At 65.2% G+C, this 15,649-nt stretch carries 13 protein-coding genes and 1 pseudogene; 6 read left to right on the top strand and 8 right to left on the bottom strand.

Features of this window, described 5'->3' with window-relative positions; genetic code table 11:
* Positions 1–93 precede the first annotated feature (93 nt).
* Genes ACMUJL_RS18865 through ACMUJL_RS18855 form a run of 3 tightly spaced genes read right to left on the bottom strand, consistent with a single transcriptional unit; the run spans position 94 to position 1,929 of the window.
* Positions 94–543: a methyltransferase family protein gene (locus ACMUJL_RS18865; protein WP_068286679.1), complete on the bottom strand. Its 450-nt coding sequence runs from the start codon at positions 541–543 to the stop codon at positions 94–96.
* A gap of 10 nt (positions 544–553) precedes the next feature.
* Positions 554–979, bottom strand: a complete 426-nt coding sequence (locus ACMUJL_RS18860; protein ID WP_375571740.1) for a rhodanese-like domain-containing protein — start codon at positions 977–979, stop codon at positions 554–556.
* Entirely contained in the window at positions 976–1,929 is a 954-nt protein-coding gene (locus tag ACMUJL_RS18855) for an MBL fold metallo-hydrolase (protein ID WP_068286509.1), read from the bottom strand. Before ACMUJL_RS18855 ends, ACMUJL_RS18860 begins: the two co-directional genes overlap by 4 nt.
* Before the next feature lie 152 nt (positions 1,930–2,081).
* Between ACMUJL_RS18855 and ACMUJL_RS18850 the strand changes: the two genes are divergently transcribed.
* From ACMUJL_RS18850 to kynA, 3 genes are all read left to right on the top strand, one after another.
* Complete coding sequence (locus ACMUJL_RS18850; protein ID WP_068286506.1) at positions 2,082–2,843, top strand: SDR family NAD(P)-dependent oxidoreductase; 762 nt, start codon at positions 2,082–2,084, stop codon at positions 2,841–2,843.
* A gap of 93 nt (positions 2,844–2,936) precedes the next feature.
* Complete coding sequence (kynU, locus tag ACMUJL_RS18845; RefSeq protein WP_375571743.1) at positions 2,937–4,130, top strand: kynureninase; 1,194 nt, start codon at positions 2,937–2,939, stop codon at positions 4,128–4,130.
* Between the two features lie 188 nt (positions 4,131–4,318).
* Positions 4,319–5,155, top strand: coding sequence for a tryptophan 2,3-dioxygenase (gene kynA, locus ACMUJL_RS18840; RefSeq protein WP_068286500.1), 837 nt, complete (start codon positions 4,319–4,321; stop codon positions 5,153–5,155).
* A gap of 59 nt (positions 5,156–5,214) precedes the next feature.
* On the opposite strand, the gene ACMUJL_RS18835 is transcribed toward kynA, so the two are convergent.
* Positions 5,215–5,820: a TetR/AcrR family transcriptional regulator gene (locus ACMUJL_RS18835; RefSeq protein ID WP_375571745.1), complete on the bottom strand. Its 606-nt coding sequence runs from the start codon at positions 5,818–5,820 to the stop codon at positions 5,215–5,217.
* A 107-nt stretch (positions 5,821–5,927) separates the two neighbouring features.
* On the opposite strand from ACMUJL_RS18835, the gene ACMUJL_RS18830 reads away from it, so the two are divergent.
* The 3 genes and pseudogenes from ACMUJL_RS18830 to ACMUJL_RS18820 all read left to right on the top strand — a co-directional run bounded on the left by ACMUJL_RS18830 (position 5,928) and on the right by ACMUJL_RS18820 (position 11,336).
* On the top strand, positions 5,928–6,392 hold the full coding sequence (locus tag ACMUJL_RS18830) for a (2Fe-2S)-binding protein (RefSeq protein WP_068286497.1): 465 nt from the start codon (positions 5,928–5,930) through the stop codon (positions 6,390–6,392).
* Between the two features lie 3 nt (positions 6,393–6,395).
* A pseudogene (locus tag ACMUJL_RS18825) lies at positions 6,396–8,635 on the top strand (molybdopterin cofactor-binding domain-containing protein).
* A gap of 241 nt (positions 8,636–8,876) precedes the next feature.
* The gene (locus ACMUJL_RS18820; protein ID WP_375571748.1) at positions 8,877–11,336 is read left to right on the top strand and encodes a Hint domain-containing protein; all 2,460 of its coding nucleotides are present in this window, start codon (positions 8,877–8,879) and stop codon (positions 11,334–11,336) included.
* 58 nt (positions 11,337–11,394) lie between these two features.
* Here ACMUJL_RS18820 and ACMUJL_RS18815 read toward each other — a convergent pair whose 3' ends face one another.
* The 4 genes from ACMUJL_RS18815 to ACMUJL_RS18800 all read right to left on the bottom strand — a co-directional run bounded on the left by ACMUJL_RS18815 (position 11,395) and on the right by ACMUJL_RS18800 (position 15,548).
* On the bottom strand, positions 11,395–11,928 hold the full coding sequence (locus ACMUJL_RS18815) for a flavodoxin domain-containing protein (RefSeq protein ID WP_375571750.1): 534 nt from the start codon (positions 11,926–11,928) through the stop codon (positions 11,395–11,397).
* A gap of 87 nt (positions 11,929–12,015) precedes the next feature.
* Positions 12,016–12,789 carry a gamma-glutamyl-gamma-aminobutyrate hydrolase family protein gene (locus tag ACMUJL_RS18810; protein WP_375571752.1) on the bottom strand — a complete coding sequence of 258 codons (774 nt, stop codon included), beginning with the start codon at positions 12,787–12,789 and terminating at the stop codon, positions 12,016–12,018.
* 164 nt (positions 12,790–12,953) lie between these two features.
* Positions 12,954–13,373, bottom strand: coding sequence for a GlcG/HbpS family heme-binding protein (locus ACMUJL_RS18805; RefSeq protein WP_375571754.1), 420 nt, complete (start codon positions 13,371–13,373; stop codon positions 12,954–12,956).
* Positions 13,374–13,394: 21 nt separating this feature from the next.
* On the bottom strand, positions 13,395–15,548 hold the full coding sequence (locus ACMUJL_RS18800) for a malate synthase G (protein WP_375571756.1): 2,154 nt from the start codon (positions 15,546–15,548) through the stop codon (positions 13,395–13,397).
* Between the last annotated feature and the right edge of the window lie 101 nt (positions 15,549–15,649).

Below are 15,649 nucleotides of genomic sequence, written 5' to 3'. Positions count from 1 at the left end.
CCGATCCTGCCGGACCGGAAACTTGGTTATAGTGCGGCGCAACAATATTTCACAAGAAGATCGGTCCTGCGATGCACTTATTGCGTCGGACTGTCAAATCCATCGACGGGTTTTCTGGCAATAGCGGGCAAAATCGGCCCGGAATTTGCGTCTGAGGCGGTTTTCTTCGGGGATCACGAAGCGCTTTTCCAGTATGCCAAGGAATACCGGCACCAGTGGTAGCGCAAGCACCGCATCAAGCCGCAGAATCAGCCCCGCCAGCACCAGCATGTCCCCCAGGTAGATCGGGTTGCGGCTGCGGCTGAAGATGCCCGACTGCACAAGCCTGTCGGCCTCGCGGTGCGGGATCACCGTTGTGCGCGCGCGGCGCATCTCGTGGAGGGCCAGAACCATCAGGATCAGCCCGCCGCCCACAAGGATGCCACCCGCGAAATCGGCCCACGCGCCACCAAAGCTCAGGCCCAGCGGCAGCCATGTCGCCTGCGCCCATGCCAGCGCGATCATCACGGCCAGCCAGACCGGCGGCAGGTCGATCCATTTCATCATCCGCGCCTCATTCCGGCTTGTAGGCGGCGGTGGCCTGCCAGCCGTCGAACCCCGTCTGCAGGACCAGCACGTTCTCGCGCCCCAGCAACCGCGCGGCAAAGGCGGCCTGCGCCGACAGGCTGCCGGTGTTGCAATAAAGGATGACCATCCCGCTGTCGGGCAATTCATCCAGCCGCCCCGGCACCTCGCGCCATTCGATATGCACCGCCCCCGGAACATGTCCCGCCGCGAATTGCGCGGCATCGCGCGTATCGACGAAAAGCGCCGCCTCGAACACGGTCCGGTCAAGCTGTTCCGGCACGATGATGCCGGAATCATAGGTGGCGAAATCCATGTAGCCGGTGATCGCCTCGGCCAGCGTTTCCTCGGCCTGCGCGGCCAATGGCAGGCCCAGCGCGGCAGACAGGGCCAGGGCCCTCAAGAGATGTGTCATTCGAATTCCATCTCCTCGAAGACGCGGCCCGCGTTCTTGGTGGCCAGTTCCTCGAAGGTGTCCAGATGCCGCCAGCGTTCCTGGTCCACATAGAAGGCGCTGGCAAGATCGCCGCCTGCCTCAAGATGCGCGCCGATCTTGTCGCGCAGGTCCACCAGGTAATCGCGGGTGTAGCGGCGCACCTGCGCAAGGTTCGTGGGATGACCATGGCCGGGGATGATATAGGTCGGGTTCAGGGGTTCCAGCCCCGTCTCCCATGTCTCGATCCAGCACGAGGTGCAGGTATCGGCAAAGATCGGCGGCATGCGCTCGTGAAAGGCGATGTCACCCGCGATCATGATGTTCCACTGCGGTATCCAGACCTGCGTATCACCGGGGCCATGCGCGGGGCCAAGATGCAGCACCTCGAAGGCCACATCGCCCATGGTGAATTCATACCGGTCCTCGAAGGACAGGTTCGGCACGGCCACGCGCGTCCCCTCGGCCCGGTCCTTGTTGTAGCCCTGCATCCCCGCAAGGATGGCACCGCCATGCGCCTCGACCTCGGCGATCGCATCCACATGGGCCAGGATATCCACCCCCAGGTCGGCCCAGTAGGAATTGCCCAGCATGGCATGGCCCTGCCCGTTTTCATTGATCACCAGCTTCACCGGCTGATCGGTGATCGCCTTGATCTCGTCATGCAGCGCCGCAGCCAGCCGTGCCGAGGCGCTGCCGTTGACCACCACGACGCCATCGCCCGTCACCACGAAGGACAGGTTGTTGTTGTGGCCCGCGTTCTCATAGGTGGGCGGGGCCGTCGCGCCGATCGCGGACCAGACATGCGGGATCACCTCGACCGGTTTGTCATAAAGCTCGGACTGCGGATATTTGTCCGCGATATCCTCGCTTGCCATGGCCTGTGCGGCCAGCAACGCCATGACGGCGGCCAAGGGGAAACTGCGTTTCATCGGAACCTCCACTCCTCGGGGCACATGCCCGTTCGCACATCACATTCACAGAAGCGAATGTCATTGTAAAGTGACCTTGCGACGCGGGCCGGTGCGCACCCTTGCCACCGGGCGCAGGGGCGGTAGTCTGGCCCGCAAACAGGGAGGATACCATGATACACGCAGGCAAACACGCGCTTGTCACTGGCGGCGGCACCGGCATTGGCCTTGCCATCGCGCAAGCCCTGGCCGCCGAGGGCGCCCAGGTCACCATCACCGGCCGCCGCGCCGATGTGCTCGAGGCGGCGGCCCGCGCGACACCCGGCCTGCACCCGCTGGTCATGGACGTGATGGACGAGGCGCAGATCGTCGAGGGCATCACCGCCGCCGTCACCGCGCGCGGCCCGATCCAGATCCTGATCGCCAATGCGGGCATCGCCGAGGGCAAGAGCCTGCAGAAAACCGATCTCGACTTCTGGCACCGCATCATGCGCACCAATCTGGACGGCGCCTTCCTGACCATCCGCGAGGCGATGCGCGGCATGCTGGGCACCGACTGGGGCCGGGTGATCGTGGTCTCGTCGCTGGCGGGCCTGCGCGGGCTGAAAGGCGCGGGCGCCTATTCCGCATCGAAACACGGGGTGATCGGGCTGGTGCGGTCCTATTCCGAGGAACACATGGCCGGTCCCATCACCTTCAACGCCCTCTGCCCCGGCTACGTGGAAACCGATATCGTGGTGCTGCAATCGGAATCCATCGCGAAACGCACCGGCATGACCGCCGAACAGGCGCGTCAGGCCATGGCAGACAGCAACCGCCACAAGCGCCTGATCTCGGTCGAAGAGGTGGCGACGGCGGCCCTGTGGCTGTGCCATCCGCTGTCGGGGTCCATCAATGCGCAATGCATCGAAATGGCAGGCGGACAGGTGCGCTGACCCTGCGGTCCGACGGGTTTTCAGTGGACAAACCGGGGCGCAGGGTCTACTTCGACAGCAAATGCTTTAGGCTTAAAATATCCCGGGGGCCCGATGACCGACTTTTCCGCGACCAAGGCGATGTTCCACATTCCCGACGGGATGATCTATCTCGACGGGAACTCGCTGGGCCCGCTGCCGCGCGGCGCCGCCGACCGCCTGACCCGCGTCATCAGCGACGAATGGGGCCAGATGCTGATCACCGGCTGGAACAAGGCCGGCTGGATGGAACAGCCCACCCGCGTGGGCGACCGCATCGCGCGGCTGATCGGGGCAGAGGCGGGCCATGTGGTCATGGGCGACACGCTGTCGATCAAGGTCTACCAGGCGCTGGCCTCGGCCTTGGAAATGCGCCCCGACCGCCGGGTGATCCTGTCGGACAGCGGCAACTTCCCTTCCGATCTATATATGGCCGAGGGGCTGATCGCCTCGCTGGGCCGGGGGCATGAATTGCGCGTGGTCGCCCCCGAAGATGTGGCCGCCAGCATCACCGAGGATGTCGCCGTCACCCTGATCACCGAGGTCGATTACCGCACCGGCCGCAAGCATGACATGGCCGATCTGACCGCGCGCGCCCATGCGGCGGGCGCGCTGACGATCTGGGACCTGGCCCATAGCGCAGGCGCGCTGCCCGTCGATCTGGCGGGCGCAGGCGCTGATTTCGCAGTGGGCTGCACCTACAAGTATCTCAACGGCGGCCCCGGCGCGCCCGCCTTCATCTATGTGGCGCCCCGCCATGCCGATGCGGCGCGCCCGGCCCTGTCGGGCTGGCTTGGCCATGCGGCCCCCTTTGCCTTCGACGCCGCCTACCGCCCCGGCGCAGGCATCGAACGGATGCGCGTGGGCACGCCCCCTGTGCTGGCGCTGGCCGCGCTGGAGGCCGCGCTCGACATCTGGGACATGACCACGATGCAGGACATCCGCACAGCCTCCATCGCGCTGACCGAACGGTTCATCACGGGGATCGAGGCCAGCTGCCCGATGCTGACGCTCGCCACCCCCCGCGATTCCGCGCTGCGCGGCAGCCAGGTCTCCTTCCGCTTCCCCGACGGCTATGCCGCGATGCAGGCGCTGATCGCGCGCGGCGTGGTGGGCGATTTCCGCGCCCCCGACATCATGCGCTTCGGCTTTACCCCGCTATTCATCGACCAGGGTGATGTGGACAGTGCCATCACCATCATCGCCGATGTGATGACGAACCGGCTCTGGGACCAGCCCGAATACAAGACCCGCGCCCGCGTGACCTGATGCAGTTCCAGCACCCCGCCACCGATACCCTGCCCCTCTGCCGCCCCGCGGGCTGGGCGGCGCTGTGGCGGCGGCTGGCCAATTGCGCGGCCCTGAACGCCTGACCCCCTCCCTCTCGTTTCTTCTTGCTTCAAATATCCATTGCGGCGCCTGACCCCTGGTGCTGCGCAGCAGAACCAGAGGCCACCATGACCAAGCCCCCCTACGATCCCGCCACGGAAGGCGCACAGATGTCCTTTGACGGGCGCATGTCCTATGGCGACTACCTGTCGCTGGACCTGATCCTTGGCGCGCAGCAGCCGCGCACCGACACCCATGACGAGATGCTGTTCATCATCCAGCACCAGACCTCGGAACTGTGGATGCGCCTGGCCATCCACGAGATCGCCGCCGCCCGCACCGCCCTGTCCGAGGGCCAGCTGCGCCCCGCCTTCAAGATGCTGGCGCGCGTGGCGCGGATCTTCGAGCAACTGAACAACGCGTGGGACGTGCTGCGCACCATGACGCCCAGCGACTACACCGCCTTTCGCAACGCGCTGGGGCAATCCTCGGGCTTTCAGTCGCACCAGTATCGGCAGATCGAATTCATGCTGGGCAACCGCAACCGCGCCATGCTGCGCCCCCATGCCCATCGGCCCGGGATCACGGCGCTGCTTGAAGCAGAGCTGGATCAGCCCTCGCTCTATGACGTGGCGCTGCGGCTGCTGGACCGGGCGGTCCCCTTGCCCGAGGCGGTGCTGTCGCGCGACCTGGGCCAGGCCTATGCCCCGTCAGAGGCGGTCAAGGCGGCATGGACCACGGTCTACCGCGCGCCCCAGACCCATTGGGAGCTTTACGAGCTTGCCGAGAAGCTGATGGATTTCGAGGATTATTTCCGGCGCTGGCGGTTCAACCATGTCACCACGGTCGAGCGCGTGATCGGCTTCAAGCGCGGCACCGGCGGCACCGGCGGGGTCAGCTATCTCAGGCGGATGCTGGAGGTGGAGCTTTTTCCCGAACTCTGGCACCTGCGCACCGATCTGTGACGCCCTGCCCGGTCGATCCCGGCGGATTGGATATTTGAGGCAAGAAGAAACAGGGCCGCTCAGCGCGGCATCAGGGCCTGTGCGAAGACGCGCGCCAGCATGGCCGCGCCGGCGCGGTATGCGTCAGGCGTCGGCATGGGCGACTTGAGCCCGTGCAGCGCCGCCATCATCGTGGCGGCCAGTGTCGCGGCATCGCCCGCGCCGACATCAAGGCTGATGCGGCCCGCCACCTCCTGCCGGCGCAACCAGTCGGCATAGACCGCGACCAGACGCGCCTCGCCTGCCCGCGCGATATCGGCACCATGGGCATATTTCGTATCCAGCAACTCATCCCCATGGGGCGAGGACAAAAGCGCCTCGAAACTCTGGCCCGCCTGTGCCGCGAAGGCCTGTTCCAGCGCCGCGCCCGCCGGCAGATCGCGCGCAAGCACCGCTTGCACCTGCGCGACCGCATCGTCGTAGTAGAATTGGGTGAGGGAGCGGAAGATGTCTTCCTTGTTGCGGTAATGCAGGTAGAGCGCCGCCCTTGACATGCCCGCGCCGCGGGCGATGTCCTCCATCGAGGTACGGCGAAACCCATAGCTCGAGAAGGCCTCGAACGCGGCCTTGAGGATCGCCATCTGGCGCGGATCCTGCGCCGTGGTGCTGTCTGTCTGCTCTTCCATGCTGACCTTGTGACGTAATCCATCCATTTCGTCAATTTCACAGATTGACAATTTGACATTAAAAGACCATTTTGTCATTACCCTTTCCTGCAAGGCGGAGCAAGCCCATGGCGACCACCCTGACCATCAACGGAACCACCCATAGCGTCGATCTGCCGCCCGAGGTGCCCCTTCTGTGGGTGCTGCGCGATGCGGTCGGGCTGACCGGCACCAAGTTCGGCTGCGGCGTGGCCGCCTGTGGCGCCTGCACCGTGCATATCGAGGGCGAGGCCGTGCGCTCGTGTCAGGTGGCGCTTGGCGATGTCTGGGGGGCTGTCACCACCATCGAGGGGCTGGGCACGCCCGATGCAATGCATGCGCTGCAAGAGGCATGGGTGGCCCACCAGGTGGCGCAATGCGGCTATTGCCAGTCCGGGCAGATCATGCAGGCCGCCAGCCTGCTGGCCGAAACGCCCGAACCGACCGACGCCGAGATCGACGCCGCCATGCAGGGCAACCTGTGTCGCTGCGGCACCTATCCCCGCATCCGCGCCGCAATCCATGACGCCGCCCGCGCATTGAAGGAGGCCTGAGCCATGGCCAGCATCGGCAAGATCGCCCGCCGCACGTTCCTGATCGGCTCCGTCGCCATCGCAGGGGGCGTGGCCTTCGGCATCTACAAGGCACGCCAGACCCCGCCCAACCCGCTGTCGCCCGACCAGGGCGCGGCGCTGAACCCTTTCGTGCTGATCAACGCCGATGGCGTCACGATCATCACGCCGCGCGCCGAGATGGGACAGGGCATCCATTCCACCCTCGCCGCCATGGTCGCAGAGGAGCTGGATGTCGCCTGGGAAGACATCACCACCCTGCACGGCCCACCCGCACAGGCCTATTACAACGGCGCGCTGATGGGCGCGGGCATGCCCTTCAAGGACTATGCCCTGACCGACATGCAGCATAGCCTGAAACAGGCCCTGTCGGTGCTGCCCAAGATGATGTCGCTGCAGGTCACGGGCGGATCCACCTCGACGGTGGACGCCTTCGACCGGATGCGACAGGCCGGGGCCACGGCCCGCGAAACGCTGAAAGAAGCGGCGGCGCAACGCCTTGGGCTGTCGCGCGATACGCTGAAAACCGAGGCAGGACATGTCATCAAACCCGACGGCACGCGGCTGTCCTATGTCGAACTTGCGGCGGATGCAGCCCGGCTGGACCCGGTGCAGGATGTGACCCTGCGCCCCGCGGCGGACTGGAAATACCTGGGCAAATCCATGCCACGCCTCGACATCCCCGCCAAGGTCACCGGCACCGCCACCTTCGGCATCGATGTCCGGCTGGAGGGGATGGCCTTCGCGGCCCTGCGCCGCAACCCGGCCCTGGGCGCGGGCATGCGCAGCTTCGACCCCGCCCCCGCGATGGCAATGGCGGGCGTGGAGCGTGTGGTCAACCTGGGCGACGGGATCGCCGTGGTTGCCAACAACACATGGATCGCCATGCAGGCCGCCAAGGCCGTCGTGATCGACTGGGCCCCCTCCGACAATCCGCAAACGACCGAAGACGCCTTTGCCCTGATCGCGGCCGCCTTTGACGGCAGCCCCAATTCCACCATGCGCGATGACGGCGACCCCGACGCGATCCCGCAGGGCGCGACCGAGGTCACCGCCGAATACCGCCTGCCCTACCTGGCCCATGCCACGATGGAGCCGATGAACGCCACCGCCCATATGACGGCGGATGGTCTGACCGTCTGGTGCGGCAATCAGGCGCCCGTGATCATCCAGGGCAAATGCGCCGAGGCCACGGGCCTGCCGCCGGAACAGGTGACCGTGCACACGACCCTTCTGGGCGGCGGGTTCGGACGGCGCGGCGAAAGCGATTACGCGGTCTATGCCGCGCGGCTGGCCGCCGCCATGCCCGGCACGCCGGTGCAGCTGACATGGTCGCGCGAAGAGGACATGCGCCATGATTTCTATCGCCCCGGCGCCATCGCGCGTTTCCGTGGCGCGGTGCAGGACGGGCGCGCGGTGCTGCTGGACGGGCAGATCGCGGCACAGTCCACGACCCGGCAGGCGGGCAAGCGGTTGGCAGGTTTCGCCCCCCCCGGCCCGGACAAGGGCCATGTGGAAGGCGCGTTCGATCAGCCCTATGCGATCCCGAACTACCGTATCCGGGGCTACCTGGCCGAGATGGACATCCCCGTGGGCTTCTGGCGCGCGGTGGGCAATTCCTTCAACGGCTTTTTCCACGACACCTTCATCGACGAATTGGCCCATGCCACCGGCGCCGATCCGCTGGCGTTTCGCCTGACCATGATGCGCGAGGCGCACGCACCCTCCGCCGGCACGCTGGAGGCGGTGCGCGACATGTCGGGCTGGACCGGCCAGACCCCGATGGCGTGGGACGCGGCGTGGGCTTTACCTACAGCTTCGGCTGTCCGGTGGCCCAGGTGATCGAGGTGATCGACGAGGATGGCACGATCCGCATTAACCGCGCCTGGATCGCGGCGGATGTGGGCCTTGCACTGGATCCCGGCAATATCCGCGCGCAGCTGGAAGGCGGCCTGATCTATGGCCTGTCGGCTGCGGTCTTCGGGCAGATCACCTTTGCCGATGGCGCCGTCGAACAGGGCAACTTCCCGGATTACGACGCCCTTAGGCTGCACAACACGCCGATGATCGAGACGCGCATTCTGGAAACAAACCGGCACATGTCGGGCGTGGGTGAACCCGGAACACCCCCGTCGATGCCCGCGCTGGCCAATGCGCTGTTCGACCTGACAGGAACGCGCGCACGCAGCCTGCCCTTGCTGGACCAGTTCCCGCTCTTGACCTGAAAAACGGGCTTTTCAAGTCCTGTTGTTCCCGCTGAAACCCCGCATCGCAAGCTGCGGGGTTTCGTTTTTTCGGGACGGGCCGCCCTGAAAACGCCTCAAATTACGCGAAAATTCGCCCATTCCCGACTGTATCCCCCTCCGAAACAGAGTGTTGCATCCACGAAGGGCGTTGCCCGGACAGACGGATGATGGAGTAACGAGTATGCCCGACGGATACAGGGTCACATTAGGCAACGGTGCCTTGGACAGCGCAGATGGGATCGGCGGCCCGCTGATCACCTTCACCACCGCCAGCACGCTGGGCGCCGGCAGCTGGACATGGTCGGGCACGTGGAACGGGCAGACCTTCGTCAACACGTTCGAACCCGGCGTCTATTTCCTGGGGACGGACGGCTTTGTCTACTTCGTCCCGGATTTCGGACCGGTCACGACGATCACCGCGGCGACGGTCACGACCAATCCCGACTTCGTGGCCCCTGACGGGATCGTCACGGGGACCGGTGGCAACGACCTGATCATCAGCAGCTTCAGCGATGCCGACGGCACCAGCCCCGGCACGGGCGCGGATCAGATCCGGGCGGGCGCGGGCAATGACACCGTGCAGGCCGGAGCCGGCAATGACACGATCCGGGGCGGCGGCGGCAATGACGTGATCGACGGCGGCAGCGGCGATGACGTGATCCATGGCGACATGACCACCAGCCCGGTCAGCGCCACGACCGAGGTGCTGGACTGGACCGCCGGCGGCCCGGACGGGGCCAACCTTGCGGCCGGATTCACGCAGGATACCGGGACGATGCGGGTGTCGGTCGGTTTCGCCAACACCGGCAACAACAACCCGCTCTTTCAGATCGAGACCACGGACGCCACCTATGTGGCGCCGGGCGAGCCCTTCGATCCCAATTCCAGCCTTTATCTTTTCGGCAATGGCGATGGCGCGTCTTCGACCACTACCATCGATTTCGCGGCCGAAGCGGGCAGCGGCATGTCCGATGCCGTGCAGAACGTCAGCTTTCGGATCAACGATATCGATTGGGGCAGCGGCAATCACCGCGACCTGGTGACGGTCAATGCCTTTGACCTGAACGGAAACCCGGTGGCCGTCACGATCACCCCCGGCGCGGGCGATACGGTGACGGGCAACACGATCCGGGCCAACAACCTGCCTGACGCGCCCAACAGCGCCTCGGGGTCGGCGCTGATCCAGATCACGGGCCCGGTCAGCCAGATCACGATTTCCTATTCCAACGGATTGAGCGGGACACAGGCGATCTGGGTCTCGGACGTGCATTTCACCACGATCCCGCAGGTTGCAGGCGACGACACGCTGTCGGGCGGCGACGGCAATGACACGATCCTGGGCGAGGACGGCAACGACTCGCTGTCGGGCGGCAATGACAGCGACCGCCTGTTCGGTGGTGCGGGCAATGACACGCTGAACGGCGATGCCGGGAACGACATCCTGTCGGGCGGCACCGGAACCAACCAGCTTTTCGGCGGCGATGGCAATGACACCTTCATCGGTGGCGCCGGTGCGGATGCCTTTGACGGCGGCACGGGCATGGATTTCATCGACTATTCCGCCTCGGGCGCGGGCGTGTCGGTCGATCTGTCCACCGGCGTCCTTGCGGGCGGGGATGCCGCGAACGACACGGTGACCATCGGCATCGACGGGATCATCGGATCGGACTGGAACGACACGCTGACGGGCTATGACCGTCAGGGCGCGGACTGGACCAATGCGTTCTTCGGTGGCGCGGGCGATGACCTCATCGACGGGCGCGGCGGCGATGACCTGCTCTATGGCGGCGATGGCGATGACACGATCATCGGCGGCACGGGCGCCGACCTGATCGAGGGCGGCGCGGGCGATGACCTGATCCTGGTCGGTTCCGGCGATACCGTGTCCGGCGGTGCCGGCAATGATACCTTCCTGCTGGACGCGACCGCGCTTGGCGGCGGCACGATCACCATCGAGGGCGGCGAGGCCGACGAGCCGGGTGGCGACACGCTGGATTTCGGCGGGCTGCTGGACTGGGAAGACGTGGTCTATACCAACACCGATCCGAACGCCCTGTCCGGCACGGCCACGCTGGCCGACGGGACGGTCGTCACCTTCTCGAACATGGAGAACGTGATCATCTGCTTCACCGCAGGCACCCGCATCCTGACGCCGCGGGGCCCCCGCCCGGTCGAGGATCTGCGCCCTGGCGACATGGTGATCACCCGCGACAACGGCCCGCAACCCCTGCGCTGGACCGGGCGACGGACCGTGGCCGGACAAGGCGATTTCGCCCCGGTCCGCTTTGAAACGGGTGTTTTCGGCAATACCCGGCCGCTTCTGGTCTCGCCCCAGCACAGGATGCTGCACCGCTCGACCATGGCCGCGCTCTATTTCAACACGCCAGAGGTGCTGCTGTCGGCCAAGCACATGGTCGATGGTCGCGGGATCACCCAAACGGATTGCGCCAGCGTGACATACCTGCACCTGCTGTTCGACCGTCACGAGATCATCTTTGCCGAAGGGGCCGCCACAGAAAGCTTCCATCCCGGCCATGTCGGCCTGAAGGCCCTGTCGGACGACAGCCGCGAGGATCTGTTCCGCTGTTTCCCCGCGCTGCGCAGCGATCCGGGCACCTATGGCGACACCGCGCGCACCTGCCTGCGCAAGCATGAAAGCCGGATCCTGATGCCCGCCTGACCCATGGGGCGGGATGTCCCATCACGGGACGTTTTGCTGCCATCCTGAAGTCAGGAACTCAGCCCCGCCACCTGTCCAGCACCGCGCCCAGCGCCGCCCAGTCGGTGTATTCCTTGTCCTTGCCGGGCTCGACCGCCTCGCCCTTGTTATGGGCGATCCAGCGCATCGCCAGCCCTTTGAAAAAGTCGTATTGCGTGAAACGGAATGCGCCCGCAACATTTTCAGTGATTGCCGGGGTCCAACCAGACGTTTTCACGAATTCATGGGCAATCCGCGCAAGATCCGCGTGCTCTTCCTTGTCGTTCCCGGCTGCCGCAAGCGACACCATCAGGAACAGGCCCGGACGCGCGTTCAGCGCGGCGGCATGGCGGGCGGCAAAGCGGATCAGTTGCGGCTGCAATTGCCCCCCGTGGACGGAGCCTGCAAGGATCGCCGCGTCAAAGCGCGACATCTCGATCGGTTCCTCATCCTCAAGGTCGACAAGCGGCAGCAATTCGACACTTTCGCCGCAGGCAATCAGGCGATCGGCGCAAAAACGCGCGATCTTGCGGGTCTGGCCCTCGGTCGTGGCATAGGCAATCAGGACTGTCATGGCGGCACCTTATGGGTGTGAATACCACCCGATCATGCACGCAATGCGGTAGCGCGACCTTGCGCTGGCTCAATAAACCCAGAGATTTCACGCCGATTTCAGAACTTTCGCACCGCGCGCGGCCCAAGCGCGCACCGCATCGCCAAAAGCGGTGAACAGCGGGCGCGAGACCGGGTCATTCGCTGCGTCCCATTCGGGATGCCATTGAACCGAAAGGGTAAATCCGGGCGCATCCTTGACATATATCGCCTCGGGCGTGCCGTCGGGCGCGTGCCCATCGATCACGATCCGCGCGCCGGGACGGCAGATCCCCTGCCCGTGCAGCGTGTTTGTCATCACCTCTTGCGCGCCCATCAACCGATGGAACTGGCCACCTTCGGTGAACTTGACCGAATGGCGCAGCGCAAATTTTTCCTCCAGCGTGCCATCGGGGGGCATGCGGTGGTTCATCCGCCCCGGCAGGTCGCGGATTTCAGGGTAGAGACTGCCACCCATGGCAACGTTCACTTCCTGAAAACCACGGCAGATGCCAAGAAAGGGCTGGCCGCGTTCGACACAGGCCCGCACCAGCGGCAGGGTGATCGCATCGCGCGCCCTGTCGAAGGCGCCATGCGCCTCGGTCTCGGCCTCGCCATATTCGGCGGGGTGCACATTGGGCCGACCGCCAGTCAGCAGGAAGCCGTCGCATGTGTCCATCAGTTCGGCCACCGAGACAAAGCGCGGATCGGCGGGAACCAGCAGCGGCAAGCAGCCCGACACACCGGATATCGCTTCCGAGTTCATGGCCCCGCCCGCATGGGCAAGATACTGGTCGTTGATCAGATGCTGGTTGCTGATGATGCCGACGACGGGTCGTGCCATGCCTGCTGTCCTGGTGGTGTTACGCGCCTGTTACACGCCAAGCTATCGCTTTCCCGCAGGTATTGAAACACGAAAGCGGGGCATTTCTGCCCCGCTTTGACGCGAATGCCTGTATTTCCGGCGCTTTTGTGCCTAATGCACCGCCATTGCGGCCTGTTCGGGGATCACGCCTTGGCCGCGAAACCCGCAGCCTCGATCCCCGCCACGGCCACAGCCGCATCATTGTCCGAGGTATCGCCGGTCACGCCGACCGCGCCAACAACCGCATCGCCCTGCATCACCAGCACACCGCCGGGCACAGGCACGACCTTGCCGCCGAAGGCGCCGTTCACGGCCGCCATGAAATAGGCCTGCCCCTCGGCGCGGGCCATCTGCGCCGAACCGGGCATGCCCAGCATCACGGCGCCGTAGGCCTTGCCGCGCGCGATTTCGAACCGGCCGGGGCTTGCGCCATCCTCGCGCTCGAAGGCCAGAAGGTGGCCGCCCGCGTCCAGCACAACGACCGACAGCGGTTTCAGCCCCATCTCGCGGCCCGTCTTGCGCGCCACGTCGATCATGACCTTTGCCTGATCCAGTGTAATCATCGTTCTCTCCCCTCGCCCGTTTTACAGTGCTGCCTTGAATTCAAGCCGGCGGCGATGCAGCACCGGCTCTGTATAGCCCGAGGGCTGTTCGCGGCCCAAAAACACAAGGTCGCAGGCCGCCTGGAAGGCGATCCCCTGAAAACCGGGGGCCATCGGACGATAGAGCGGATCTTGGGCGTTCTGACGGTCGACCACCGCGGCCATCTTGCGCATCGCATCCATCACCTGGTCACGGGTCACGACGCCGTGATGCAGCCAGTTGGCCACATGCTGCGCCGAGATGCGGCAGGTCGCGCGGTCTTCCATCAGGCCGACATCGTTGATGTCCGGCACCTTGGAACAGCCCACGCCCTGATCGATCCAGCGCACCACATAGCCAAGGATGCCCTGCGCATTGTTTTCGACCTCGGCGATCTTCTGCGCTTCGGTCCATTTCTGGTAGCTGGCCATCGGGATATCCAGCAAACCTTCCACATGGGCGCGCCGTCCACCCTTGGCCAGGCGCGCCTGCACGGCGAAGACGTCGATCTTGTGATAGTGCAGCGCATGCAGCGTCGCCGCCGTGGGGCTGGGCACCCAGGCGCAATTGGCGCCCGCCTTGGGGTGGCCGATCTTCTGTTCCAGCATCGCGGCCATCATGTCGGGCATGGCCCACATGCCCTTGCCGATCTGCGCCTTGCCGGACAGACCGCATTCCAGGCCGACATCGACGTTCAGATCCTCATAGGCGGTGATCCAGCCCTTGCGCTTGATGAAATCCTTGCGGCTGAAGGGGCCTGCCTCCATCGAGGTGTGGATCTCGTCGCCGGTGCGGTCAAGAAAGCCGGTGTTGATGAAGGCCACGCGGGTCTTGGCGGCGCGGATGCATGACTTGAGGTTGACACTCGTGCGGCGCTCTTCGTCCATGACACCGATCTTGACGGTGCTGCGCGGCAGGCCCAGCACATCCTCGACGCGGGCAAAGATCTCGTCGGCGAAGGCCACTTCCTCGGGGCCGTGCATCTTGGGTTTCACCACATAGACCGAGCCCAGCGCCGAGTTGCCGGGCCGCTTGCCCATGTCGCGCTTGAGGTCGTGCATCGCGATCAGCACGGTCAGCATCGCGTCCATCAGGCCCTCGAAGATCTCGTCGCCATTGGCGTCGCGGATCGCGGGGTTGGTCATCAGGTGGCCGACGTTGCGCACCCACAGAAGCGCGCGCCCCTTCAGGGTCAGCGCGCTGCCATCGGGGGCGGTAAAGGTGCGGTCGGCGGACAGGCGGCGGGTCATCTGCTTGCCGCCCTTTTCGAATGTCTCTTCCAGGTTGCCCTGCATCAGGCCCAGCCAGTTGGAATAGGCCAGCACCTTGTCCTCGGCGTCCACACAGGCCACCGAATCCTCGCAATCCATGATCGCGGACACGGCCGATTCCAGCACCACATCGGCCAGACCCGCCTGATCGCGGCTGCCGATCGGATGGGTGCGATCAAAGACCAGTTCCACATGCAGGCCGTTGTTGACCAGCAGCACCGCATCGGGCGCCTTGGGATGGCCACGGTAGCCTGCGAATTTCGCGGGCTGCATCAGCGGGTGATCGTCGATCAGCAACTGACCGTCCTGCACGTGATAGCGACGCGCATCGGCGTGGCTGGTGCCCTGCACCGGGAAGGCCTCATCCAGAAAGACCCGCGCCCGCGCCACGACCCGCGCGCCATGGCCACGATCATAGCCGCCCTTGGGGGGCAAGCCACCCATTGCATCTGTGCCATAGAACGCATCATAAAGGCTACCCCAGCGGGCATTCGCCGCGTTCAGCGCGAAACGCGCATTGGTGATCGGCACCACCAGCTGCGGCCCGGGGATGCTGGCGATCTCGGGGTCCACATTCGTTGTTTCGATGTGGAAATCATCTCCCTCGGGCAGAAGATAGCCGATATCCTCAAGGAAGGCCTTGTAGGCCGCCGCATCATGCGACTGGCCGCGCCGCGCAACATGCCAGGCGTCGATCTGGGCCTGAAGGGCCTCGCGTTTGGCTAGAAGCGCGCGGTTCTTCGGCGTCAGATCCTGCACCATCGCGGCAAAGCCCTGCCAGAACCTGTCCGAATCGACCCCTGTTCCCGGAAGGGCGCGCTGTTCGATGAAATCGAACAGCAGGCGGTCCACCTGCAACCCGTTATGCGTCACGCGATCTGTCATGGCTCTGCTCCCTGTTCCTTGCGGCATGCCACCGCATACCCTCGTCGCGCCCGCTTTTAGGACGAAAGTTTCCGATAGGCAACACGGGCGGTCAGTATTCC

The sequence above is a fragment of the Seohaeicola sp. genome (assembly GCF_048006315.1).
GTDB lineage: Bacteria > Pseudomonadota > Alphaproteobacteria > Rhodobacterales > Rhodobacteraceae > Seohaeicola.
Note: the sequence above shows the minus strand (reverse complement) of the source record. Positions and strands in the feature narration are given on the sequence as shown.